At 41.6% G+C, this 26,014-nt stretch carries 20 protein-coding genes and 1 pseudogene; 16 read left to right on the plus strand and 5 right to left on the minus strand.

Annotated features, from left to right (window positions below):
• Positions 1–171: 171 nt before the first annotated feature.
• The 9 genes and pseudogenes from ACVX3R_RS00945 to ACVX3R_RS00985 all read left to right on the plus strand — a co-directional run bounded on the left by ACVX3R_RS00945 (position 172) and on the right by ACVX3R_RS00985 (position 13,970).
• Positions 172–4,563, plus strand: coding sequence for a PolC-type DNA polymerase III (locus ACVX3R_RS00945; RefSeq protein ID WP_458795133.1), 4,392 nt, complete (start codon positions 172–174; stop codon positions 4,561–4,563).
• A gap of 94 nt (positions 4,564–4,657) precedes the next feature.
• Positions 4,658–6,703, plus strand: coding sequence for a hypothetical protein (locus tag ACVX3R_RS00950; RefSeq protein ID WP_458795134.1), 2,046 nt, complete (start codon positions 4,658–4,660; stop codon positions 6,701–6,703).
• Positions 6,684–6,968, plus strand: coding sequence for a hypothetical protein (locus ACVX3R_RS00955; protein WP_458795135.1), 285 nt, complete (start codon positions 6,684–6,686; stop codon positions 6,966–6,968). Before ACVX3R_RS00950 ends, ACVX3R_RS00955 begins: the two co-directional genes overlap by 20 nt.
• A gap of 3 nt (positions 6,969–6,971) precedes the next feature.
• A pseudogene (locus ACVX3R_RS00960) lies at positions 6,972–7,634 on the plus strand (GmrSD restriction endonuclease domain-containing protein); the annotation flags it as partial.
• Between the two features lie 223 nt (positions 7,635–7,857).
• Positions 7,858–9,099 carry an aminopeptidase gene (locus ACVX3R_RS00965; RefSeq protein ID WP_458795136.1) on the plus strand — a complete coding sequence of 414 codons (1,242 nt, stop codon included), beginning with the start codon at positions 7,858–7,860 and terminating at the stop codon, positions 9,097–9,099.
• A 9-nt stretch (positions 9,100–9,108) separates the two neighbouring features.
• Entirely contained in the window at positions 9,109–9,339 is a 231-nt protein-coding gene (locus ACVX3R_RS00970) for a GlsB/YeaQ/YmgE family stress response membrane protein (RefSeq protein WP_247943324.1), read from the plus strand.
• A 70-nt stretch (positions 9,340–9,409) separates the two neighbouring features.
• Positions 9,410–10,132: a pseudouridine synthase gene (locus ACVX3R_RS00975; RefSeq protein WP_458795137.1), complete on the plus strand. Its 723-nt coding sequence runs from the start codon at positions 9,410–9,412 to the stop codon at positions 10,130–10,132.
• A 110-nt stretch (positions 10,133–10,242) separates the two neighbouring features.
• Positions 10,243–11,577 (plus strand): aminopeptidase C, encoded by a 1,335-nt coding sequence (gene pepC / locus ACVX3R_RS00980; protein ID WP_458795138.1) that lies wholly within the window; start codon positions 10,243–10,245, stop codon positions 11,575–11,577.
• 164 nt (positions 11,578–11,741) lie between these two features.
• Entirely contained in the window at positions 11,742–13,970 is a 2,229-nt protein-coding gene (locus ACVX3R_RS00985; RefSeq protein ID WP_458795139.1) for an HAD-IC family P-type ATPase, read from the plus strand.
• 64 nt (positions 13,971–14,034) lie between these two features.
• Here ACVX3R_RS00985 and ACVX3R_RS00990 read toward each other — a convergent pair whose 3' ends face one another.
• The 4 genes from ACVX3R_RS00990 to ACVX3R_RS01005 all read right to left on the minus strand — a co-directional run bounded on the left by ACVX3R_RS00990 (position 14,035) and on the right by ACVX3R_RS01005 (position 17,931).
• Positions 14,035–14,946, minus strand: coding sequence for a PTS system mannose/fructose/sorbose family transporter subunit IID (locus ACVX3R_RS00990; protein ID WP_000818320.1), 912 nt, complete (start codon positions 14,944–14,946; stop codon positions 14,035–14,037).
• 14 nt (positions 14,947–14,960) lie between these two features.
• Positions 14,961–15,773: a PTS mannose/fructose/sorbose transporter subunit IIC gene (locus ACVX3R_RS00995; protein ID WP_084932891.1), complete on the minus strand. Its 813-nt coding sequence runs from the start codon at positions 15,771–15,773 to the stop codon at positions 14,961–14,963.
• 74 nt (positions 15,774–15,847) lie between these two features.
• Complete coding sequence (locus ACVX3R_RS01000; protein WP_458795140.1) at positions 15,848–16,837, minus strand: PTS sugar transporter subunit IIB; 990 nt, start codon at positions 16,835–16,837, stop codon at positions 15,848–15,850.
• 281 nt (positions 16,838–17,118) lie between these two features.
• Positions 17,119–17,931 carry a Cof-type HAD-IIB family hydrolase gene (locus ACVX3R_RS01005; RefSeq protein ID WP_458795141.1) on the minus strand — a complete coding sequence of 271 codons (813 nt, stop codon included), beginning with the start codon at positions 17,929–17,931 and terminating at the stop codon, positions 17,119–17,121.
• A gap of 180 nt (positions 17,932–18,111) precedes the next feature.
• On the opposite strand from ACVX3R_RS01005, the gene ACVX3R_RS01010 reads away from it, so the two are divergent.
• The 7 genes from ACVX3R_RS01010 (at position 18,112) to ACVX3R_RS01040 (ending at position 25,448) form a co-directional block, all read left to right on the plus strand.
• The gene (locus ACVX3R_RS01010; RefSeq protein WP_084872192.1) at positions 18,112–19,530 is read left to right on the plus strand and encodes an NCS2 family permease; all 1,419 of its coding nucleotides are present in this window, start codon (positions 18,112–18,114) and stop codon (positions 19,528–19,530) included.
• Positions 19,531–19,585: 55 nt separating this feature from the next.
• Positions 19,586–20,293 (plus strand): lysostaphin resistance A-like protein, encoded by a 708-nt coding sequence (locus ACVX3R_RS01015; protein WP_458795142.1) that lies wholly within the window; start codon positions 19,586–19,588, stop codon positions 20,291–20,293.
• A gap of 75 nt (positions 20,294–20,368) precedes the next feature.
• Positions 20,369–21,343, plus strand: coding sequence for a dihydropteroate synthase (gene folP, locus ACVX3R_RS01020; RefSeq protein ID WP_458795143.1), 975 nt, complete (start codon positions 20,369–20,371; stop codon positions 21,341–21,343).
• A gap of 1 nt (position 21,344) precedes the next feature.
• The gene (locus tag ACVX3R_RS01025; RefSeq protein WP_458795144.1) at positions 21,345–22,667 is read left to right on the plus strand and encodes a bifunctional folylpolyglutamate synthase/dihydrofolate synthase; all 1,323 of its coding nucleotides are present in this window, start codon (positions 21,345–21,347) and stop codon (positions 22,665–22,667) included.
• Positions 22,648–23,202 (plus strand): GTP cyclohydrolase I FolE, encoded by a 555-nt coding sequence (gene folE / locus ACVX3R_RS01030; RefSeq protein WP_458795145.1) that lies wholly within the window; start codon positions 22,648–22,650, stop codon positions 23,200–23,202. The genes ACVX3R_RS01025 and folE overlap by 20 nt, the downstream gene beginning before the upstream one ends.
• A 148-nt stretch (positions 23,203–23,350) precedes the next feature.
• Positions 23,351–24,172: a 2-amino-4-hydroxy-6-hydroxymethyldihydropteridine diphosphokinase gene (folK, locus tag ACVX3R_RS01035; RefSeq protein ID WP_458795146.1), complete on the plus strand. Its 822-nt coding sequence runs from the start codon at positions 23,351–23,353 to the stop codon at positions 24,170–24,172.
• Positions 24,165–25,448 (plus strand): DUF308 domain-containing protein, encoded by a 1,284-nt coding sequence (locus tag ACVX3R_RS01040; RefSeq protein WP_458795147.1) that lies wholly within the window; start codon positions 24,165–24,167, stop codon positions 25,446–25,448. The genes folK and ACVX3R_RS01040 overlap by 8 nt, the downstream gene beginning before the upstream one ends.
• A gap of 50 nt (positions 25,449–25,498) precedes the next feature.
• Here ACVX3R_RS01040 and ACVX3R_RS01045 read toward each other — a convergent pair whose 3' ends face one another.
• Complete coding sequence (locus tag ACVX3R_RS01045; RefSeq protein ID WP_000886045.1) at positions 25,499–25,816, minus strand: DUF960 domain-containing protein; 318 nt, start codon at positions 25,814–25,816, stop codon at positions 25,499–25,501.
• Positions 25,817–26,014 lie beyond the last annotated feature (198 nt).

A 26,014-nucleotide genomic window follows, 5' to 3' on the forward strand; every position in this document is an offset into this window, starting at 1 on the left:
TGGGGATACTGAAGGGTATCTTTTTTATATGTGTTAAGGAGATTCTGGGAGTCTTCTTTTTTGTTTTTAAGGAATGAATTTAGGAAAACTAGCAGGGTTTAAGGAATGGTAGTGGCTATATATTTTCTTTAATTATGGTAAAATAGTAAGAGAATAATGTGAGGAAATTGGATGTCAAGTAAGTTTGAAATTTTAATGAATCAAATAGGAGTCTCTGATCAATTGAGACAGGATCCTGCTCTTGTTAATGCAAGTATTGAGCGTGTTGTGGTTCATAAAATTAGTAAGATTTGGGAATTTCATTTTGTATTTTCTAATATTTTACCGATTGAAATCTTTTTAGAGTTAAAGAAAGGGCTGAGTGAGGAATTTTCTAAGACTGGAAATAAAGCTGTTTTCGAAATCAAGGCTCTTTCTCAAGATTTTTCAAATGAACTCTTGCAGTCCTACTATAAGGAGGCTTTTTCTGAAGGTCCATGTGCTAGCCAAGGGTTTAAGTCTCTTTACCAGAATTTAAAAGTTCGTGCGGAAGGAAACCAACTCTTTATTGAAGGTTCAGAGGCGATTGATAAGGAACACTTTAAGAAAAATCATCTTCCTAATTTAACAAAGCAACTTGAGAAGTTTGGTTTTCCAGCTTTTGTCTGCCAAATCGAAAAGAATGATGCTCTTACACAGGAGCAGGAGGAAGCCTTCCATATGGAGAATGAACAAATCGTTCAGGCTGCTAATGAGGAGGCTTTGCGTGCTATGGAACAACTGGAACAGATGGCTCCTCCTCCAGTAGAAGAGAAACCGGTCTTTGATTTTCAGGCTAAAAAGGCTGCGGCAAAACCAAAATTGGATAAGGCTGAAGTTACCCAGATGATTGATGTGACGACTGAGGAGAATAGTTTGGTCTTTGAAGGGGTCGTTTTTGATGTGGAGCATAAGGTGACCAGAACTGGTCGCGTTTTGATCAACTTTAAAATGACGGACTACACTTCAAGTTTTTCAATGCAAAAATGGGTTAAGAATGAAGAAGAGTCTCAGAAGTTTGACATCATTAAGAAAAATTCCTGGCTTCGTGTTCGTGGAAATGTGGAGATGAATAACTTCACACGAGATTTGACAATGAACGTGCAGGATGTGCAGGAAGTTGTTCACTATGAGCGGAAGGATTTGATGCCGGAAGGTGAGCGTCGGGTTGAATTTCATGCTCATACTAATATGTCGACCATGGATGCTCTGCCAGAAGTAGAGGAAATTATTGCGACAGCTGTAAAGTGGGGACACAAGGCGGTTGCCATCACGGACCATGGAAATGTTCAGTCCTTTCCACATGGCTACAAGGCAGCTAAGAAAGCAGGAATTCAGCTGATCTATGGAATGGAAGCCAATATCGTTGAAGACCGTGTTCCTATCGTTTACAACGAAGTAGAGATGGACTTATCAGAAGCGACCTACGTGGTTTTTGACGTGGAAACGACGGGACTTTCAGCTATCTATAATGACTTGATTCAAGTTGCGGCTTCTAAGATGTATAAGGGAAATGTTATTGCTGAATTTGATGAATTTATCAATCCTGGCTATCCCTTGTCAGCCTTTACTACCGAGTTGACTGGAATTACAGATGACCATGTCAAAAATGCCAAACCACTGGAACAAGTTTTACAAGAATTCCAAGAATTTTGCAAGGATACGGTTCTAGTTGCCCACAATGCTACCTTTGACGTTGGCTTTATGAATGCTAACTATGAGCGTCATGGTCTGCCTAAGATTAGCCAGCCAGTTATTGATACGCTGGAGTTTGCTAGAAACCTCTATCCTGAGTATAAACGTCATGGTTTGGGACCTTTGACCAAGCGTTTTGGTGTGGCACTGGACCACCACCACATGGCCAACTACGATGCGGAAGCTACTGGTCGTTTGCTCTTTATCTTTATCAAGGATGTAGCAGAAAAACATGGTGTGACTGATCTGGCTAGACTGAATATTGATTTGATTAGTCCAGATTCTTATAAAAAAGCTCGGATTAAGCATGCGACCATTTATGTTAAGAATCAAGTAGGTCTAAAAAATATCTTTAAGCTGGTTTCTTTGTCCAATACCAATTACTTTGAAGGAGTGCCACGGATTCCCAGAACAGTTCTAGATGCCCATCGGGAGGGATTGATTTTAGGGTCAGCTTGCTCTGAAGGTGAAGTTTTTGACACAGTCGTTTCCCAAGGTGTGGATGCGGCGGTTGAGGTGGCCAAGTATTATGACTTTATCGAGGTCATGCCACCAGCTATCTATGCACCATTGATTGCTAAAGAGCAGGTTAAGGATATGGAGGAACTCCAAACTATTATCAAGAGTTTGATAGAGGTGGGAGACCGTCTTGGCAAACCTGTTCTGGCTACGGGAAATGTCCATTATATCGAACCGGAAGAAGAGATTTACCGTGAAATTATCGTCCGTAGTTTGGGACAGGGGGCTATGATTAACCGAACCATTGGTCACGGTGAACATGCCCAACCGGCTCCTCTGCCAAAGGCTCATTTTCGAACAACCAATGAGATGTTGGATGAATTTGCTTTTTTGGGCGAGGAACTGGCTCGTAAACTGGTTATTGAAAACACCAATGCCTTGGCAGAAACCTTTGAGCCTGTTGAGGTGGTTAAGAGTGACCTGTACACGCCTTTCATTGACAAGGCGGAAGAAACGGTTGCTGAGCTGACCTACAAGAAAGCTTTTGAGATTTATGGAAATCCGCTGCCAGATATTGTTGATTTGCGGATTGAAAAAGAATTAACATCCATACTGGGGAATGGATTTGCCGTGATTTATCTGGCTTCCCAGATGCTGGTGCAACGTTCCAATGAACGGGGCTACTTGGTTGGTTCTCGTGGGTCTGTTGGGTCCAGTTTTGTTGCGACCATGATTGGGATTACGGAGGTTAATCCTCTCTCTCCTCATTATGTTTGTAGTCAGTGTCAGTATAGTGAATTTATCACAGATGGTTCTTATGGTTCAGGATTTGATATGCCCGATAAGGATTGTCCAAACTGTGGCCACAAACTCAGTAAAAATGGGCAGGATATTCCGTTCGAGACCTTCCTTGGTTTTGATGGAGACAAGGTTCCCGATATTGACTTGAACTTTTCGGGAGAAGACCAGCCTAGCGCTCACTTGGATGTGCGTGATATCTTTGGTGAAGAATATGCCTTCCGTGCAGGAACGGTTGGTACGGTGGCTGCCAAGACTGCCTATGGCTTTGTCAAGGGCTATGAGCGGGACTATGGGAAGTTTTATCGTGATGCAGAGGTGGAACGCCTCGCTCAGGGTGCGGCTGGTGTCAAGCGGACAACAGGGCAACACCCGGGGGGAATCGTTGTTATTCCTAACTACATGGATGTTTACGATTTTACGCCTGTTCAGTATCCAGCAGATGACGTGACGGCTGAATGGCAGACGACTCACTTTAACTTCCACGATATCGATGAGAATGTCCTCAAACTTGATGTACTGGGGCATGATGATCCGACCATGATTCGGAAATTGCAGGACTTGTCTGGTATTGACCCTAATGAAATTCCCATGGATGATGAAAGCGTTATGGCTCTCTTTTCTGGAACGGAAGTTTTAGGGGTGACGCCTGAGCAAATTGGAACTCCAACAGGGATGCTGGGAATTCCAGAGTTTGGAACCAGCTTTGTACGTGGAATGGTAGATGAGACACATCCGACGACTTTTGCGGAGTTGCTTCAGCTGTCTGGTCTATCCCACGGTACCGATGTGTGGCTGGGGAACGCCCAGGATCTGATCAAGCAAGGGATTGCGGACCTATCGACTGTTATCGGTTGTCGGGACGATATCATGGTTTATCTCATGCATGCTGGTCTTGAACCTAAGATGGCTTTTACTATCATGGAACGGGTACGTAAGGGCATGTGGCTAAAGATTTCCGAAGAGGAGCGAAATGGCTACATCGAAGCTATGAAAGCCAATAAGGTACCAGAGTGGTATATCGAGTCCTGTGGGAAAATCAAGTATATGTTTCCCAAAGCCCATGCGGCCGCCTACGTTATGATGGCTCTTCGAGTAGCCTTCTTCAAGGTTCACCATCCGATTTATTATTACTGTGCCTACTTCTCTATCCGCGCCAAGGCCTTTGATATCAAGACCATGGGTGCGGGCTTGGATGCTATCAAGCGCAGAATGGAAGAAATCGCTGAAAAACGGAAGAACAATGAAGCCTCTAATGTGGAAATCGATCTCTACACAACTCTTGAGATTGTCAATGAAATGTGGGAACGTGGTTTCAAGTTTGGTAAACTCGATCTCTACCGTAGTCAGGCGACAGAATTCCTCATTGATGGGGACACTCTCATCCCGCCATTTGTAGCAATGGATGGTCTGGGAGAGAACGTTGCTAAGCAGTTGGTGCGAGCGCGTGAAGAGGGTGAGTTCCTCTCTAAGACAGAACTTCGCAAGCGTGGCGGACTGTCATCGACCTTGGTTGAAAAAATGGATGAAATGGGCATTCTCGGCAATATGCCAGAGGATAACCAGTTGAGTTTGTTTGATGATTTGTTTTAAAAAAATTCAAAAAAGTTAAAAGATGGACGAATTTTTTGATTAAACTGAGAAAAACTTAACAGTAGATTATTTATAGAAACAGGAGTACGGATTTATGGTTCAAAAAATTGACTTCCATCTTCATACTATTGCAAGCATAAAAGATTCTGATTTCATATTTTCATTAGATTGGTTGAAAAATTATGTTGAGGAAATGGAATTAGATGCGATAGCAATAACAAATCATGACTTATTTGATAAAGAAAATTTTGAAGAAATTACAGTAGCCTTAGACAAGGTTAAAGTTTACCCTGGAATTGAGCTTACCTTAGATGTTGGACATGTAAATATAGTCTTTCCTATAGACTGCATTGATGAACTATTAACTTTTTCAGATTGGTTATCTCAGATTCATCAGACCCAGTCGGATAGTATAACTTGTGAACAGTTATGTGACCAATTACCTTGTTGGGAAAAAGGTATTTACATATTTGAACTTGGGAAGAGCAAAGGAATAAAAAAAGTACCAGACGTATTAAGTAGTGTTGTGCATGTTGGTGGTGTGCCTAACCAACTAAGATTCAATATTGCTCATAATAATCCTGATAGTTTAGTTCCTTGTCTATTTAGTGACGCTCACGCTACAGATAATGATACAGATAACCGAAATGATATTCAAAAATTGCGAAACAAACAAACCTATCTACAAATTGATTCATGTGAGTGGGAAGATATAAAAAGATGTTTGTATGATAGGAATAAAGTAAGCATAAATAAGGACAATCTGCAAGATGTCATTAACATTAACGGAGTAAATGTTTCTTCAGGGCTTAACTTAGTAGTAGGAAAACGTGGAACTGGAAAAACTCATTTTTTGAATAAGATAAAAGAAGAGTACAGCGAAGATGAGTACTATGAAATAAAGCAATTTGAAACTGCTCGAGCTGATGAATATATTGAGAAACAAAGAAAAGAACAAGGTTTATCAGCTCTACATTCTTGGCAAGGAAAATACAAAAATCAATTTTCAAAGATTAAAAATTATTTAAATAATAACGAAACTGAACAAGAAAATATTGAATGCTTTTTGAACGATGTCAAAAGATTTGCTAATGAAATGGCTAGGAGTGAATCAAGTCAAAAATATTTACTATTTAAGGAGACTGAATTTGAATTTTCCAGCATAGAGTATATAGAAACTGCACTTTCAAATATTAAAGGAGTTATTGAAAAAGATGAAATATGGAAACTGTTGTCAAATAGTGTTCAAAAGAAAAATAATTTTGTTGATGTTTATTTAGAGCTTAGAAACTTATACATAGAATTTAGAAAGGATAATGAGATTAAGAAAAAAGTTAATAAAATAATGACAGAGGTTAAATCTACTGTTACAGCCCGAACAGGAATTTCAAATGTTCAAGAATGTAGTATTAACAAAATAATTCACAGACAACAATTGGAGAAAAAAATCAATGAATTTTTAAATAGTATTGTCACTAAGAGTCCACAAAAAAACGAACGCCTACACGGCTATCAAATACAAGTTAATTTAGTTCCGTATGAATCTGCTAGTCAGTTTCAAAAAGAAATTGGAACGAAAGAAGCTGTCAATAATGATTTAATGGAAGCTTATAAAAACAAAGATTTTATTACTTTTTTAAATAATTTGAAGTGTAAAAACTTTTACAATGAAGCAAATTTCGCAGAATATTTAGTTCGTAAAGAAGTTAAACTTCTTGACTCAGATGGAGTCCCTGCTTCAGGTGGCCAAGCTGTAGGGTTCGCCTTGATGTTGAGGTTAAATGAAGCTAAAAATAAGCCGATTATACTAATAGATGAGCCAGAATCCTCTCTGGATAATGCTTATATAAAAAGTGAGTTGAATACTGAATTAAGACAACTTGCGAGAAATAGCATGGTTGTAGTCATAACACATAATTCTACATTAGGAACACTACTAGAGCCAGATTATTTGATTGTAACTTCAAAAGACAATAACGGAAATTATTCTATTATGTCAGGGGAATTCAGTTCTAGTAAAATAAAAGATTCTATAAATGGTCTCGAAGAAAAAAGTCATGATAAATTTATTGAAGCGATGGAGTCTGGGATAGATTCTTACACTAAGAAGGGAGAAATATATGCAAATCTTAATAGTTGATACAGAGTGTCATTTTTTGATAGATAACAATAGGATAAAACCTGAAGACCTATCTAAGGACCATTTATTAAAATTGTTCAATGAAATTTATCAATTAGAAGACATTAATGTAATACAAATTCCTCAAGAAGATGAGATTAATAACATCAAAAATCCCGTAGAAAAAGAAATTGTTAATCAAATTATCCAAAAAGTAGTAGAATTTGTTAATAACCTAGGGCAAATAAAGCAAGATATAGAGTCATCATTTCCATGCCTTGATTAAAAAGATACATTTTCAGATAATGTTGTTAACCAAAACATTATCCTCCTCCAATCCATGTTTGCTGTGACCTTTACTGCCAATCGTGATAGTCGTTGGTTATATGAAATCTTGCAATTCCTATTCAACCATATTGAAGAGTTAAATCAAGCAGAGTTTGCTAGTCTGTTTAAGGATTTTTTTTGAAAAAATGGTAGTGAGATATGCTGAAGAAAGTTTGTTTGACAAGGATGGAAATATCAAAAGATATGGCGCCATTCTTGTTTATGATTTCAATTTTATAGATTATATTTTATGGAAAAATCGTTCAGATTTAAAAGGAAAGTATTTGAGTGTTGCATCTGAAAATTTTAAGTTTACCTATCGTCGCTCTATAGAGCACTGGTTTCCACAACATCCAAATAGTGATGAAATAGTTGAAAAGATTGATGATAAATTTTTGCACTCCTTCGGGAATCTTTGTATCATTACTGATAGTCAAAATTCGAAGTTTGGAAATTTAGTTCTGAGTGCAAAATATAAACAGTGGGAAGGAATTTTCAATCGCCAGAGTTTAAAATTACAGATGATGGCAGAAATAACTTCAAAAAAAATAGATGGGGTATTGGTGAGATTCAATCTATGGAAAAAGAAGTGGAAAGATATGTACACAATTTTTGTAATAACTAATTAAAACAAGCTTTAGTAAGCTTGTTTTTTAAAATACCAATATATGTGATATACTAGTAAGGGAAGAATTTTTGCGGAAGATAAACCTGCTGAAAAGGTTTTTGACTATCAGTTAGAGCTGGCAGATGAAACAATTATTCTATCGACAGCACTCTTGTCTGGTGCTATTGCTTTAGCAGGATTATTTTCTGCTTTGAAAGAAAAATAGAAAAGGAAGAATAGAATGGTTTTACCAAATTTTAAAGAAAATCTAGAAAAATATGCGAAATTATTGGTTGCGAACGGAATTAATGTGCAACCTGGTCACACTTTAGCTCTTTCTATTGATGTGGAGCAACGTGAGTTGGCACATTTGATCGTGAAAGAGGCTTATGCCTTGGGTGCGCATGAGGTTATCGTTCAGTGGACAGATGATGTGATTAACCGTGAGAAATTCCTCCACGCTCCGATGGAGCGTCTGGACAATGTGCCAGAATACAAAATTGCTGAGATGAACTATCTCTTGGAGAACAAGGCTAGCCGTCTTGGTGTTCGCTCATCTGACCCAGGTGCCTTGAACGGAGTGGACGCTGACAAGCTTTCAGCTTCTGCTAAAGCTATGGGACTTGCGACGAAGCCAATGCGTATCGCAACGCAATCCAACAAGGTTAGCTGGACTGTAGCAGCCGCTGCTGGACTTGAGTGGGCTAAAAAAGTCTTTCCAAATGCTGCGAGCGATGAAGAAGCAGTTGATCTCCTTTGGGACCAAATCTTTAAAACTTGCCGTGTCTACGAAGAAGATCCCGTGAAGGCCTGGGAAGAACATGCAACCATCCTCAAGAGCAAGGCAGATATGCTTAATAAGGAGCAATTCTCAGCCCTTCACTATACAGCGCCAGGGACGGATTTGACACTTGGCTTGCCGAAGAACCACGTTTGGGAATCAGCTGGTGCTATCAATGCGCAGGGAGAAGGATTCTTACCAAATATGCCGACAGAGGAAGTATTCACAGCGCCTGACTTCCGTCGTGCAGATGGCTATGTAACCTCTACAAAACCACTTAGCTACAACGGAAACATTATTGAGGGGATTAAAGTAACCTTCAAAGACGGTCAAATCGTGGATATTTCAGCTGAGAAGGGTGATCAGGTCATGAAAGACCTTGTCTTTGAAAATGCGGGCGCTCGTGCCTTGGGTGAATGTGCCTTGGTACCAGATCCAAGTCCAATTTCACAGTCAGGGATTACCTTCTTTAACACTCTTTTCGATGAAAATGCTTCAAACCACTTGGCTATCGGAGCAGCCTATGCGACTAGCGTTGTTGGTGGAGCAGAGATGAGCGAAGAAGAACTTGAAGCTGCGGGCCTGAACCGTTCAGATGTTCACGTGGACTTTATGATTGGTTCGAATCAAATGGATATCGACGGTATCCGTGAGGATGGAACGCGCGTACCGCTCTTCCGTAATGGAGACTGGGCAATTTAAGGAGAAACTATGCTTGGAAGTATGTTTGTCGGTCTCTTAGTAGGACTCTTGGCAGGTGCTTTGACCAATCGTGGAGAGAGCATGGGATGCTTTGGAAAAATGTTTCTCGGCTGGATTGGTGCCTTTTTGGGCCACTTGCTCTTTGGAACTTGGGGTCCAATCCTAGCAGGAACAGCTATTATCCCAGCTGTGTTAGGTGCCATGATTGTATTAGCCATTTTCTGGAGACGAGGAAGCTAATTTCCTAAGAATAAAAGAAAAGGAGGGAGGGACTTGCTCGCCCTCCTTTTGAGTATGATATAATAGTTCTATGAGATTAGATAAATTTTTAGTTGCCTGCGCTGTAGGGAGTCGAACTGAGGTCAAAAACTTGCTCAAGGCTGGGCGCGTAATGGTAAATGGTAAAAAAGAAAAGTCAGCTAAACTGCAGATCAATGAAGAAAGAGATGAGATTCGCTTTGATGGCCAAGTGCTAGAGTATGAAGAGTTTGTCTACTACATGATGAACAAGCCCCAAGGAGTTATTTCAGCGACTGAAGATTCCAAGCATAGAACGGTTTTAGACTTGCTGGATGACTTGGCGCGGACCAAGGAAGTTTTTCCAGTAGGGCGCTTGGATATCGATACGCATGGTCTTCTGCTCTTGACCAATGATGGTCAGCTTTCTCACGCTCTTCTTTCACCAAAACGTCATGTGGATAAGACCTATCTGGCGCAAGTCAAGGGAATTATGACCCAAGAAGATGTGGAGAGATTTGCCAAGGGCATCCCGCTCAAGGACTTTACCTGTCAGCCGGCTAAGCTGGAGATTGTGTCGGTAAATCCAGTAAAGAATCAAAGTCTAGTTCGCGTGACCATTGCAGAAGGGAAGTTTCATCAAGTCAAACGAATGGTGGCCTACTGTGGCAAGGAAGTGGTGGACCTACAACGTTTGACGATGGGAACTTTAGTCTTGGACGAGAACTTAGAACGAGGAGAATGGCGTCGCCTGACCAAGGAGGAGTTAGAGGTTCTCCTTGCGAGTATTGCTTAATTTAATTTACGCTAGAAAAGGTGAGGAGAATGTCCTTGCCTTTTTAAGTTTTTCAGTTGCTTCCTTTGTGAAAAGAGTTATAATAGACAGTAGAATAAAAGGAGGAATCTATGAACGCGATTCAAGAATCATTTACAGATAAATTATTTGCTAACTATGAAGCAAATGTCAAATACCAAGCGATTGAAAATGCTGCCAGCCATAACGGAATTTTTGCAGCCCTAGAACGTCGCCAAAGCTATGTAGACAATACACCTGTTTTCTCATTGGATTTGACCAAGGACAAGGTTACTAACCAGAAAGCATCTGGTCGTTGCTGGATGTTTGCAGCCCTTAATACCTTCCGTCACAAACTCATCTCTCAATACAAACTTGAAAATTTTGAGTTGTCACAAGCCCACACTTTCTTCTGGGACAAGTATGAAAAATCTAACTGGTTCTTGGAGCAAGTGATTGCGACTGCAGACCAAGACTTGACGAGCCGTAAGGTTAGCTTTCTACTCCAAACTCCTCAACAAGACGGTGGACAATGGGATATGGTCGTTGCCCTCTTTGAGAAATACGGTGTCGTTCCTAAGTCTGTTTATCCTGAGTCTGTTTCATCTAGCAGCAGCCGTGAGCTCAATGCCATCCTTAACAAATTGCTTCGCCAAGATGCTCAAATCTTGCGTGACTTGCTCGCTTCTGGTGCAGACCAAGCGACTGTTCAAGCTAAGAAAGAAGACCTCTTGCAAGAAATCTTTAACTTCCTTGCTATGTCACTAGGTCTTCCACCACGTAAATTTGACTTTGCTTATCGCGATAAGGATGATAACTACCAAAGCGAAAAGGGTATCACACCACAAGAGTTTTACAAGAAATATGTCAATCTTCCTCTAGAAGACTACGTTTCTGTTATCAATGCTCCAACTGCTGACAAGCCTTACGGCAAATCTTACACAGTTGAGATGTTAGGAAATGTGGTTGGTAGCCGTGCAGTTCGCTACATCAACGTTCCAATGGAACGCTTGAAAGAATTGGCGATTGCCCAAATGCAAACAGGAGAAACTGTTTGGTTTGGTTCAGATGTCGGCCAACTTAGCAACCGCAAAGCTGGAATCCTTGCGACAGATGTTTATGACTTTGAATCAAGCATGGATATTCAACTCACTCAAGACAAGGCTGGACGTTTGGACTACAGCGAAAGCTTGATGACTCACGCCATGGTCTTGACAGGTGTGGACTTGGACGAAAATGGCAAGTCAACCAAGTGGAAGGTTGAAAACTCATGGGGAGACAAGGTCGGTACAGATGGTTACTTCGTTGCCTCAGATGCTTGGATGGATGAATACACTTACCAAATCGTTGTCCGTAAGGAATTGCTGACAGCAGAAGAACAAGCTGCTTATGAAGCAGAACCAATCGTACTTGCACCATGGGATCCAATGGGTGCCTTGGCAGAATAAAGTATAAAGAAAAGAGGTTAGGGGAATCCTAGCCTCTTTTTAAGTTCTTCTTAAAGTGGCGATAGATGATGCTTGCCAAGGGAGTTCTTCTTATTTTGGGTCTTTAAGTGACAGAGAAAGAGATATGTGTTACTATAGTAGTACAAAAGGATATCGGAGTAGAAATGAAGTATTTAAGCAGTCAAGACATTAAGGATCGTCAACGAAATATCAGCGATATTAAACCCTATAAAACAACCAAGGAAATCATTTTTTCAAATATCTTTACCTTCTTTAATGCCATGAACTTGGCTCTGGCAGTTCTGGTAGCCACAACCTTGCGATTTGAAAATATGCTCTTTTTAGGTGTGATTGCTATCAATACAGCCATTGGGATTTTCCAAGAAGTACGTTCAAAAAATGCCTTGGAAAAGCTGAGTTTGCTTGGTAAAAGTAAGTACAAAGTCAACCGAGATGGTCAAACGATCGAGATTGATCCAGAGGACATCGTTCTGAGTGAGTATCTGCATCTCAATCTGGGTGATCAGGTGCCTGTTGATGCAGAAGTCCTTGAAGGGAATATTGAAGTTGATGAGTCCTTGCTGACGGGTGAAAGTGATTTGGTCTTTAAAACGGTTGGTGACCAGCTGATGAGCGGAAGCAATGTCGTCAGCGGTACTTGTCTGGTTACGGCAACGGCTGTGGGTACAGATAGCTATATTAACAAACTCGCAAAATCCAGCAAAGAATTCAAAAAATACCCTTCTCAACTGCGCGATTACATGGATAAGATTTTAAAAATCGTCTCTATCTTGCTGGTGCCAGTTGCCATTCTGCTCTATGTCAGAGGTTTTAGTCTGGGGCGGACTTATGTTGAGATTGTCTTGGGAAGTTCAGGTGCCTTGGTCGGCATGATTCCAGAGGGTTTGATTCTCTTGGTCAGTATCTCCCTTGCGGTAGCGGCCATGAAGCTGGCTAAAAAGAAGGTTCTGGTGCAGGAGCTATACTGTGTAGAGACCTTGGCGCGGGTAGATGTTCTTTGTTTTGATAAGACAGGTACCATCACGACTGGTAATATGAAGGTCCAAGAAATGGATGCTAATGTAGCAGAGAAACTGTCTTCTTATCTAGCCTATTTTGACGATGAGAATGCGACTTCGCGAGCTCTGAAGACTTACTTAACCTGTGAGAAAAAGTGGAAAGTTCAAGAGGTCGGTGCCTTTTCAAGCAAAAACAAGTATTCCTTTGTCCAAGTAAAAGAGGGCGGGACCTATTTCTTCGGTGCTTATGAATTTCTAGGCTTTACTCAGCCGATGGATGCCTACTATGAACATCTAAAGCAGCAAGGTTTTCGAATCTTGACACTTGCCCATAGTAAGGACCACATCATGAGTCCAGCCAATATGGAACTACTAGGGCACGTCGTTTTGTCGGATGAGATTAAGGACAATACCAAGGAAACCTTTGACTATTTCGAATCTCAAGGTGTTGAAGTGAAGATTATCAGTGGTGATAATCATGTGGCTGTATATGGGGTGGCTCGTAAGGCAGGTTTTAAGGAAGAAGCCCGTGCGATTGATATGACCAAGGTGAGTGAACAAGATTTTGAAAGAGTGGTCTTGGAACACGAAATATTTGGTCGTGTGACACCTGAACAGAAGCAAAAGATGGTATCTATTTTGCAAAATGCTGGTAAAACAGTTGCAATGAGTGGTGACGGGGTCAATGATGTTCTAGCTCTTAAGAAAGCAGATATTAGTTTCGCAATGAAGGGAGCAACGAGTGCAGCCAAAAGTGTATCCAATATTGTTTTTCTAACAGATGACTTTGCAGTATTTTATGATATCTTGATGGAAGGGCGCCGTGTCATCAATAACATCCAAAAGGTAGCCTCTCTTTTTCTAACAAAGACCTTCTTCTCCATCGTGTTTGCGATTTTGAGTGTGGTATTTGGTTTGGAGTTTGCTTTTATCCCCATTCAGTTTACAATCATTTCAGCCATTACGATTGGGATTCCATCTTTCTTCCTAACTTTTGAGTCCAATAAAGAAAAGGTCAGCACACATTTTATGCGAGATATTTTGACCAATGCTGCGATTGGTGGTGGCATTCTAGTAGCTAGTGTTCTCCTGACTAACTTCTTTATCACTGTCCCAGGTCAGGTCAAATTTATTTGCTTCCTCCTTGCTTTGATCAATGGTCTGTGTCTAGTTGCCAAGGTCAGCATTCCCTTTAATCGATACAAGCTGGTCTTACTCGCACTTTTAAGTCTTACAGCCCTTGTTGGCGTACTTGCCAATACATTTATCCTGCAAGGAGCGTTTGTGCCTTTAGAAGCCACTCAAATGCTCTATGTAGCCGTCCTATCAGTGGTGATTGGGGGCTTGCATTATCTGACTAGAAGAAAAAGTTGATACACAAAAAAAGAATCAGGATCAAATCCTGATTCTTTTTTATCTATATTCTCGATGGTTTGGATTACATGATACCGAGGAAACGAGCTGCAATACCTACTGCAAAGAGAGCAAGGATGATTGCGATTGGTGATACTTTTTTCTTAAGCAACCACATGCAGAGGAAAGTAAGGAGAAGTCCCATCAATCCTGGAATCAATGAGTTCAACTGACCTTGAAGTGTTTGTGGTTGAACGCTATCCAAACTCAAACCACTAAGAGCCTGACCAAGAATTCCCTTCAATTCTCCACCTGTTACAGGTCCTTCTGGGAAGTTGATGTAGGCACCTTCAGCCAATTGTTTACCAGGAAGGTTAACAGTGAAGTTGATAGATACCCAACGTTGTACAAGAACGGCAAGGATGAACATACCAAGGATAGATGCCCCTTTAGTGATGTCTTTCAAGATACCACCAGACATGTCTTTAGTGATTTCAGATCCAGCTTTGTAACCGAACTCTTGTGTGTACCATAGGAAGGCCATACGGATAGCATTCCATCCGAAGAAGAAGAGAAGGGGACCAACAATGTTACCAGATGCAGCAAGTGATGCACCAAGGGCTCCAAGGATAGGACGAACTGTAAACCAGAATACTGGGTCACCGATACCAGCAAGAGGTCCCATCATACCGATCTTAACCCCTTGGATAGCCGCGTCGTCGATTTCAACACCGTTAGCGCGTTCTTCTTCAAGTGCAAGAGTAACCCCCATGATTGGAGCAGCGACGTATGGGTGAGTGTTGAAGAACTCAAGGTGACGCTCAAGAGCAGCCGCTTGGTCTTCTTTTTTAGTGTACAATTTTTTGATAGCTGGGATCAATGAGTAAGCCCAACCCAAGTTTTGCATACGCTCGTAGTTCCAAGAACCTTGAAGGAATTGTGAACGCCACCAAACTTTTTGACGATCTGATTTTGATAATTGAATTTTTTCAGCCATGATTGTTCCCCTTTCTAGTAGTCTTCTAGGATATCACCGATTGGGTCGTTAGAAGTCGCAGCTCCGCCGCCACCGTTTCCGCCTTGTTTTGTAAGGTTAAGGTAGATGAAAGCAAGGGCAACACCGATGACACCAAGGGCAATCAAAGTCAATTGAGAAATTGCTGCAAGAGCAAAACCGATAGCGAAGAATGGCCATACTTCACGAGTTGCCATCATGTTGATAACCATAGCGTAACCAACGGCAACGACCATAGCACCACCGACAGCCATACCACCATTCAACCATTCTGGCATTAGGCCAAGAGCGTCTTGAACAGCAGAAGCAGGGATAGCGATAAGGAAGGCTGCAGGGATAGCGATACGAAGACCTTGGAGAACAAGGGCAAAGTAGTGAGCGCGTTCAACAGCCGCAATGTTTCCTTCTTTTGCAGCTGCGTCAGCTGAGTGAACCAAGGCAACTGAGATTGTACGAACAATCATTGTCAAGAAAAGTCCAGCTACGGCAAGAGGGATAGCTGTGGCTGTTGCGACGGCGATACCTTCAGTAGTAAAGTTACCACCTTTGATCAAGATGATCGCTGCGGCAACAGATGCAAGAGCAGCGTCAGGAGCTACGGCAGCTCCGATGTTAGCCCAACCAAGGGCGATCATTTGAAGAGATCCACCAAGCATAACACCTGCTTCAAGGTTACCTGTTGCAAGTCCGATAAGGGTACATGCGACGATTGGTTGATGGAATTGGAATTGGTCGAGGATACCTTCAAGACCTGCAAGGAAGGCAACAACTACAACCAAGATAGCAGAAATGATTGAAATATCTGACATGGTTTTATTCCTTTTCTATTTAGTTTTAATAAAGTATTTAATCCTGTTTTCAAAAATGATAAAACAGATTAAAATTATTGAACGTTCGCTTTGTTAATCAAGTCAAACAAATCTTTTTTCGTGTCGTTTGGTACTTTACGTACATCAAATTCAACACCGAGGTCACGCATTTTTTCAAATGTTGCAACATCATCTTTGTCCATAGACAAGACGTTGTTAATCATTGTTTTACCTGTTGAGTGAGCCATAGAACCAACATTAAGGGTTTTGATTGGCACGCCACCTTCGATGGCACGAAGGGCATCTTGAGGTGTTTCAAACAAGATAAGAGCATGTGTGTTACCAAAACGAGGATCTTTTGCAACTTCAATCAATTTTTTGATTGGTACAACGTTCGCTTTTACTCCGTTAGGAGCAGCTTGCTTGATCAATTCTTTACGCAACTCGTCGTTTGCAACGTTATCTGAAGCAACGATGATACGGTCTGCTTTTGAATCTGGTGTCCAAGCAGTTGCGACTTGTCCGTGAAGAAGACGTGTGTCAAGACGGGCAAGATTGATTTTCAATTTACCGTCTCCGATAACAGTTCCTTCTGGAATAGCAGCTTGGGCAACTGGAGCAGCCGCAGCACTAGCCACTTCCTCAACTGGATTGAGCTCTTCTGGAAGAGCTTTGATGCCATCTTTGGCTTCTTTAATGATATTCGCAGCGACTTTATCCACACCTGCAGTAGCGTCCATAAGGCGCTCAGTGTAGGCTTGAATCAACATCGGCAAGTTAAGCCCTGTGATGATGGCAAACTTACGCTCAGGATTTTCTCCCATCACGCGGCTAGCTTGGTTGAACGGAGATCCACTCCAAAGGTCAGCCAATACTAGAACCTCATCTTCTGCGTCAAATGCAGCCACAGCGTTGTTGAATTTAGCGTAAAGATCATCTGGACCTTCATTTGGCATAAAGGTTACAACTTGAACCTTTTCTTGTTCACCAAAGATCATAGATCCAGACTGATGAATACCCGCAGCAAATTCGCCGTGGCTCGCAATAATGATTCCGATACTCATTATTGTCATTCCTCCTTTTAAAATGTTTGACTTATAGGTTTCCTAAAAAACCTCAGACGTACTTAGTATAAATCGTTTTCATATAAAAATCAACTACTTTTTCGAAAATTGTAAAAGTTTTCAATGAAAATGGGCTTACAAAATGTTAATATATAAATAACTTCAAAAAATATATGAAAATAACAATAGAAAATTTAATATAAAAATACTGAAAATGAGTTACCTCTATGAAAATAGAATGAAAATAAAAAGGAAAGATTGCAGGATAGCAATCCTTCTTTTTATAGGAATAAATTTTGTAAAGCGTGGGCAACTCCATCTTCTTCATTGGTCAGAGGAAGTTGTTCGTCTGCATATGGAAGAAGAGCAGGATTGGCGTTTTTCATAGCATATCCCTTGCCTGCAAACGCCAACATTTCGGTATCATTATGCTCATCACCAAAGGCGATTAAGTCTTTTTTATCATGATTCATAACATTGAGCAAGTACTCTAGAGCAAAGGCTTTGTTTACCCCTTTGGGTGTACATTCGAGGATGTTGAGGGGGCCACCCCAAGTATTGATAGCTAGTTGATGCTGATAAAAACGATTCATCTCGTCCGCTAGAGCGTATTTGTCTTCAACCCTTGTTTGCAAGAGAATGCAGTTAGGATTCTTGGTTACTCGTTCGGGGTTGAATTGATTTTCCGGTTGGAAGTTCTCTACGCCAAATAGTTTAGGGTCCGCAATTTCTTCATTCGGAGCTGTAATGTAAAATTTCTTACGGTATTCTCCTGCAATAAAGTCGGCCTGGATATCCTCTTTACGTTTGACCATATCTAGGAGATATTTTTTGTCCAAGGTTAAGCATCTTTCGTGCTCCCAAGCCTGTCCTGGTAGATGGGTAAGGGAACCATTAAAGTTAATCATAGGAGTATGTAGCTCTAGTTCGCGGTAGAAGTCTTTTGCCATCCGATACGGACGTCCTGTCGTGATGATGACATGGTGTCCTTTTTCTGAAATTTTTTTGATTGTCTCTTTGGTAAAATCGGAGAGCTTGCTTTCGCTATTAAGCAGGGTTCCGTCCAAATCGACTGCAATAATTTTTTTAGTCATATAAACCTTCCTAGTCGTTTCCAGATAAGATGTCTACTATTATATCAAAAAGAAAGAAGAAAAGCAGACTCGAGATAAAAAACAAAAATTGCTCCAATTTGGTAAATAAACATATTGAAAAAGTGAATGATAAGTGATATAATACTAATATTGTTCGTAAAAAACAAAAGGAGATTTATAATGGATAAACTATTTAAACTAAAAGAGAACGGGACGGACGTTCGTACGGAGGTTCTCGCTGGTTTAACAACTTTCTTTGCAATGAGTTACATTCTCTTTGTAAACCCACAAATGCTTGCGCAGACAGGGATGCCTGCTCAAGGTGTTTTCCTAGCAACGATTATTGGTGCAGTAGCTGGTACCCTGATGATGGCCTTCTATGCGAACCTGCCATACGCTCAAGCACCAGGTATGGGACTCAATGCCTTCTTTACCTTTACAGTCGTATTTGGACTTGGTTATTCATGGCAAGAGGCCTTGGCTATGGTCTTTATCTGTGGGATTATTTCACTAATCATTACCTTAACAAATGTTCGTAAAATGATTATTGAATCCATTCCCAATGCGCTTCGTTCTGCTATTTCAGCAGGTATCGGTGTCTTCCTTGCCTATGTAGGGATTAAGAATGCTGGTCTTTTGAAATTCTCTATTGATCCAGGAAGTTATACAGTTGCTGGTGAGGGTGCTGATAAGGCCCAAGCAGCCATTACAGCAAACTCTTCAGCAGTTCCAGGTCTGGTTAGCTTTAATAATCCAGCTGTTTTAGTGGCTATTGCAGGTTTGGCGATTACGATTTTCTTTGTTATCAAGGGTATCAAGGGAGGAATTATTCTTTCTATCTTAACAACGACAGTTCTTGCTATCGCTGTTGGTTTGGTTGATGTATCAAGCATTGATTTTTCTAATAACCATGTGGGTGCAGCCTTTGAAGATTTGAAGACAATCTTTGGTGCAGCACTTGGCTCACAAGGATTGGGTGCTTTAATCTCAGACACTGCTCGTCTACCGGAAACACTTATGGCTATTCTGGCCTTCTCGTTGACAGATATTTTTGACACAATTGGTACCTTGATTGGTACAGGTGAAAAAGTCGGTATCGTAGCGACAAATGGTGAAAATCACCAATCAGATAAGTTGGATAAGGCTCTTTACTCTGACTTGATTGGTACTTCAATTGGTGCTATCGCAGGTACTTCAAACGTAACGACTTATGTTGAGTCTGCTGCTGGTATTGGTGCGGGTGGACGTACTGGATTGACTGCCTTGGTAGTTGCGATTTGTTTTGCAATTTCAAGTTTCTTTAGTCCACTTTTGGCAATTGTCCCATCAGCTGCGACGGCTCCAATTTTAATTATCGTTGGGATTATGATGCTCGGTAGCTTGAAAAACATCCATTGGGATGATATGGCTGAAGCTGTCCCTGCCTTCTTTACATCTATCTTCATGGGATTCAGCTACTCTATCACACAAGGGATTGCAGTTGGTTTCTTGACTTATACGTTAACAAAAGTTGTCAAAGGTCAAGCAAAGGACGTGCACGCGATGATTTGGATTTTGGATGCCTTGTTTATCCTTAACTATATCAGTATGGCGCTTTAAATGATATAAATAGTAGAAAGGGGGATTACCTCCTTTTACTATAAGGAGGTATATCATGAAAGAAAAGACGATCTGGCAAGAGATTTGGGACAGAGGGAAGTGGATCCTCATCCTTTTAGCAGCTTTTGTCCTATCACAATTTCCTTTAGGGTTATCCGCTTGGTTGATTTCTAGACAATTTCCGCTTTTGCAGTCAGGACTCTTAGTTGGTGCCTTGTCTATTGTCGTTTTGGTAGTATTCATCATTGGTGCGCGGAAAACAAAGCTTGCTACTTTTAATCTATCTTTTTTTAAAGCTAAGGACCTAGCTCGCTTGGTATTGAGTTATCTAGTGATCTTTGCTACTAATTTGTTGGGCTCCGCTTTGCTTCGCATGATGAATGAAACAACGACGAGTAATCAATCAACGCTGAATGGTTTGGTTCAGAATAGTTCCTTGATTTCTACCTTCTTCTTGATTGTATTGGTTGCTCCTATTTGTGAGGAAATTTTGTGTCGTGGGATTATTCCCCAAAAGATCTTCCGTGGAAAAGAAAAACTAGGTTTTATTGTGGGTGCAATCGTCTTTGCCTTGCTCCATACGCCAACCAATCTGCCTTCTGTGATTATTTATGGAGGGATGTCAACGGTTCTGACTTGGACAGCCTACAAGACGGGACGTTTGGAGATGTCAATCCTGCTTCATATGATTCTCAATGGTATTGCTTTTTGTTTAATAGCCTTGGTAGTCTTGATTAGTAGAAATCTAGGCCTATCATTCTAAGCCATTGACCTACTTGGAAAAGATGAATACTAGCGTGTCCATCTTTTTCTTTTTATGGTAAAATAGAGAAATAATATGGTAAAGAAACTTAAGGAAGTGACCGTTATGTCCAATAAAGTCAACCACGTAAAAACAGCTATTTGTGGAATTATCAATGTAACCCCAGACTCCTTTTCAGATGGTGGTCAATTTTTTGCTGTTGACCAGGCGCTCCAGCAAGCTCGTAAATTGATAGCTGAAGGAGCGAGTATGCTAGATATCGGTGGAGAATCGACTCGCCCGGGCAGCAGCTATGTAGAGATAGAAGAGGAAATCCAGCGTGTTGTTCCAGTTATCAAAGCTATTCGCAAGGAAAGTGATGTCCTCATTTCCGTCGATACATGGAAAAGTCAGGTGGCAGAGGCTGCCTTGGCTGCTGGTGTCAATCTGGTAAATGACATTACGGGTCTCATGGGAGATGAGAAAATGGCGGATGTGGTTGCTAAGGCTGGAGCGAAAGTGGTTATCATGTTTAATCCAGTCATGGCTCGACCTCAGCACCCTAGTTCGCTCATATTTCCTCATTTTGGTTTTGGGCAAGCTTTTACAGAGGAAGAGTTAGCTGACTTTGAAAAAATGCCAATTGAAGACTTGATGGAGGCTTTCTTTGAACGAGCTCTAGTGAGAGCGAATCAAGCTGGAATTGCAAGAGAAAATATTCTGCTGGATCCAGGAATTGGCTTTGGTCTGACCAAGAAAGAAAATCTGCTCCTTCTACGGGATCTGGATAAACTACACCAGCAAGGCTATCCAATTTTTCTTGGAGTTTCGCGTAAGCGATTTGTCATCAATATCCTAGAAGAAAATGGTTTTGAAGTTAATCCTGAGACGGAAGTCGGTTTCCGCAATCGGGACACAGCTTCGGCTCATGTAACCAGTATCGCTGCGAGACAGGGTGTCGAAGTAGTGCGCGTGCACGATGTAGCCAGTCACAAGATGGCGGTTGAAATTGCGTCAGCCATTCGTTTGGCAGAAGATGCGGAAAATATAGATTTAAAACAATATAAGTAAGATGAACGAAATTCAAAACAATCAGTGGATTGTCAACTACCGGACGGACCAACCGCATTTTGGCTTGGAGCGAATGGTAGAACTCCTAGCTCTGCGAGGCAATCCCCATCTCAAACTTAAGGTTATCCATATTGGAGGGACCAATGGCAAGGGGTCTACCATTGCTTTTTTGAAAAAGATGCTGGAAAAGCTAGGTCTAAGAGTTGGTGTGTTCAGCTCGCCCTATCTCATTCATTATACGGATCAGATTAGCATCAATGGGGAATCCATCCCCGAAGCGAAACTAGAAGCCCTCATGGCAGACTATCAGTCTTTGCTTGAGGGGGAATCTGCTGACAATTTGCAGGGAACAACTGAGTTTGAGATTATCACAGCTCTAGCTTATGATTACTTTGCCTCAGAGCTAGTAGATGTGGCCATCATGGAAGTCGGCATGGGTGGCCTTCTGGATAGTACCAATGTTTGCCAGCCAATTTTGACAGGGATTACGACCATTGGACTGGACCATGTAGCCCTACTTGGGGACACCTTGGAGGCCATAGCAGAGCAGAAGGCTGGTATTGTCAAACAAGGTATTCCCTTAGTGACAGGTCATATTGTTCCTGAAGCCTTGGCTGTGATTGATCCTATTGCAGAAGCTAAAAATGCGCCGCGACTTGTCTATGGAAGTGATTATCAAGTCAGTCATCAAGAAAGTGTGGTAGCGGGTGAAATCTTTGATTATACCAGTTCTGTCAGACAAGGTCGTTTCCAGACTGGTCTGATTGGTTTACATCAGATAGAGAATGCGGGGATGGCGCTTGCCCTCCTAGACACTTATTGCCAGGAGACTGGGCGAGAATTAGCAAGTAATGCCTTGGTTGCTCAAGCTTTGAAAGAAACCAGATGGCCAGGGCGTTTGGAGGTCGTGTCAAGAGACCCCTTGGTGATTTTGGATGGGGCCCACAATCCCCATGCGATCAAGGCTTTATTAGCAACCTTGCAAGAACGCTTTGCGGATTATCATAAGGAAATCCTCTTTACCTGTATCAAAACCAAGGCCTTGGAGGATATGCTGGATTTGTTGGAGGAAATCCCAGATATCGAGCTTACCCTGACACATTTTGACGATAGTCGGGCGACTGATGAAAGCGTGCTGAAAGAGACAGCCAAGTCTAGAAATCTCAATTACCAAAGTTGGCAGGATTTTCTAGAGCAGAAATTGACAGATAGAAAAGAAGAGAAAAAAACAGTTAGGATTGTCACGGGCTCCTTGTATTTCTTGAGCCAAGTGAGAGCCTATCTGATGGAGAGGAAGAACGAGAATGGATACACAAAAGATTGAAACGGCTGTAAAAATGATTATCGAGGCTGTTGGTGAGGACGCTAACCGCGAGGGCTTGCAGGAAACACCCGCTCGTGTAGCTCGTATGTACCAAGAGATTTTTTCAGGTCTTGGTCAAACTGCTGAGGAACACTTGTCAAAATCCTTTGAGATTATTGATGACAATATGGTGGTAGAAAAGGATATTTTTTTCCACACCATGTGTGAACACCACTTTCTGCCCTTTTATGGGAAAGCTCACATTGCCTACATTCCAGATGGTCGTGTGGCAGGCCTGTCTAAGCTGGCCCGTACGGTTGAAGTTTATTCTAAAAAACCACAAATTCAAGAACGTTTGAATATTGAAGTGGCTGATGCCTTGATGGACTATCTGGGTGCTAAAGGGACCTTTGTTGTCATTGAGGCCGAGCATATGTGTATGAGCATGCGTGGTGTCAGAAAACCAGGTACTGCGACTTTGACAACAGTCGCTCGTGGTCTATTTGAAACAGATAAGGACCTCCGAGATCAGGCTTATCGTTTAATGGGACTATAATACCCTTCGAAAATCAAATTCAAACCACGTCAGCTTCACCTTGCCGTACTCCAGTACAGCCTGCGGCTAGCTTCCTAGTTTGCACTTTGATTTTCATTGAGTATAAAAAGAATCCGCTTCATGCGGATTTTTCTAGAAAGGACTAGTTATGGATCAACTGCAGATTAAAGATTTGGAAATTTTTGCCTATCATGGTCTCTTTCCAAGTGAGAAAGAATTGGGGCAGAAGTTTGTTATTTCCGCAAGCTTATCCTATGATATGACCAAGGCGGCGACAGACTTGGATTTAACAGCCTCTGTCCATTACGGAGAACTGTGTCAGCAGTGGACGACCTGGTTTCAGGAAAGCACTGAGGACTTGATTGAAACGGTAGCCTACAAACTCGTTGAACGTACCTTTGAGACTTATCCTCTTGTCCAAGAGATTGAGTTGGAACTAAAAAAACCTTGGGCTCCAGTGCATTTACCGCTAGATACCTGCTCGGTGACCATTCACCGTCGTAAGCAGCAGGCCTTTATCGCTCTAGGAAGCAATATGGGGGACAAGCAAGCAAACTTGGAACAAGCCATTGACAAACTGCGAGTTCGAGGTATCCATATTCTCAAAGAATCCAGTGTCTTGGCGACGGAACCTTGGGGTGGTGTGGAGCAGGATAGCTTTGTCAATCAGGTGATTGAAGTAGAAACCTGGCTACCGGCTCCAGTCTTGTTAGAAACATTATTAGCCATTGAGTCAGAAATGGGACGGGTTCGAGAGGTGCATTGGGGGCCTCGCTTGATTGATTTGGACCTGCTTTTTGTGGAGGACCAGATTATTTACACAGACGAGCTCATCTTGCCTCATCCTTATATAGCAGAACGCCTCTTTGTCCTTGAGCCGTTAGTGGAAATAGCTCCCCATTTTATCCATCCGATCCTAAAGCAACCAATTCGATACTTGGTTGACCAGTTGGAGCAAGGAAATGCCTAAACTTTCCGAGACCTATAGCAAGTGGAAGAGTATCGGGGAGGGACTACTTGCTATTGTTTTAGGGCTTCTCTTGATTCGTTTTGGACAAGTTATTCCGAGGATGGGGTACCAGTTGCTGATGGGCTACTTTTCCTTATCAGCAGTTTGGCACTTGTTGACTCGCTGGTTTCAGGATAAAAAACGTCGGGAAAATATCTTTGTAACTCTGGCCAAGCTGGTGGTCGCGGCTCTCGTGTTTGACTCTATCATCTTGCAAGACCTTGCCCTCTATCTCCTAGTCTTTGTCATTGCGAGCTACCAGCTGTTTACGGGTGGCATTAGTCTTGTGACCTGGTCTCTCTATCGAAAAAATGCTATTCATCCTCGGCTCCATCATCTCTTCGATGCTGTATGGATGATAGGATTTGGGATTTATAGCATCTCTCCTTTTCACGATGCAGCGAATTTTGAATTGCTCTTGCTTGGGTTTTACTTGCTCATGCTAGGGGCTAGTAGCCTTCGGGACGGTTTCTTTTTTGAAAAGATAGAAAACAATCCCAAGCTGAAACGACGAATGCGAATGACCCTGCCTATCTTTGTGACAGCGCTAATCCCTATCAGTACCTTACGAAAACTAAATGAGTGGCTGGCAAATCATGAAAGCCAAGAAAGGGAAGTTCATTCGGAAAGAAAAAACGACCAGACGGTGGATCTGGAAATTTTTATCCATACCTCAGAAACCTCCTTCTTCCTAGCCATGGGACATGTGGATATTTGTTATCAAGGGACGGTTATTTCCTATGGTTCCTATGATCCCCACTCGGAGCGTTTATTCGGCATGGTTGGAGACGGTGTTTTGTTTAAGGCCAATCGGGAAAAATACATTGAGCTTTGTAAGAGGGAAAGTCAGAAGACTTTGTTTGCTTATGGTCTGAGTTTGACGAACCAACAGAAAGTAGCCATCCAAGCCCGTTTAGCAGAGATAGAAGATCTGTTAATTCCTTGGGAACCAAGCTCGCAGTTGATGAAAAGAAGAGAGGGAGAGGTCAAGCATACCTACTCCTACCAACTGAAAGAGGAAGCGGATGCGACCCTCTATAAATTCAGCTCATCCGAGTTTAAGACCTACTTTGTTCTCAGTACCAATTGTGTTTTGCTGGCAGACTCTATCGTGGGAAAAGCTGGGACTGATATATTGAGTCCCCAAGGTTTCATTGTGCCAGGGACTTACCAGGATTACCTTGATTTAGAGTACACAAAGCCAAACGGTCTAGTTGTTAGTCGCTCTATTTATTAGAAAAAGAAAACTCTAGTTCCTCAGCAGTTTGCGCTGAGAAGCTAGAGTTTTTAAAATAGGTCATTTTCTTCTGGAAGGAGGATGGTTTCTCTGCCGTCTAGGTCTAAAACAAGGACCCTAGGCGGGTAAAGCGGATCGAAAGGATGATTGAAATCAAAATCGATGCTAGTCGGAAGGTGCTGACTAGAAAAATGGAAGGTGATGGTCCCCTTATTGTTGAGCAGTTGAAACTCAAGTTCTTCTTCTAATTCAAAGACATTTTTCAGGAAATGATCGATAATATACCATAAAGAGTCAATGACATCGTCAGGCAGGCTGGTCACAACACCAAAACTAGCGGAACGTCTCTGTGTATTTGTAAAAGCCATGTTTTCCTCCCCCTTTTATTTTTCCTTATCATACAGCAAAATATCTCAAAAATCAAGAAATCGTACTCGCTTTTTCAAAATGAGAATGAAGAATGAAATTTTTTCAAAGTTTCTCCTAAAAATACTTGAAAGTGTTTACAATAAGTGATAAAATGGAGTAAGTAGATACGTGAAAGCGAAATTTTCAATATAGAAAGG

It is taken from the genome of Streptococcus sp. 517s, assembly GCF_054445985.1.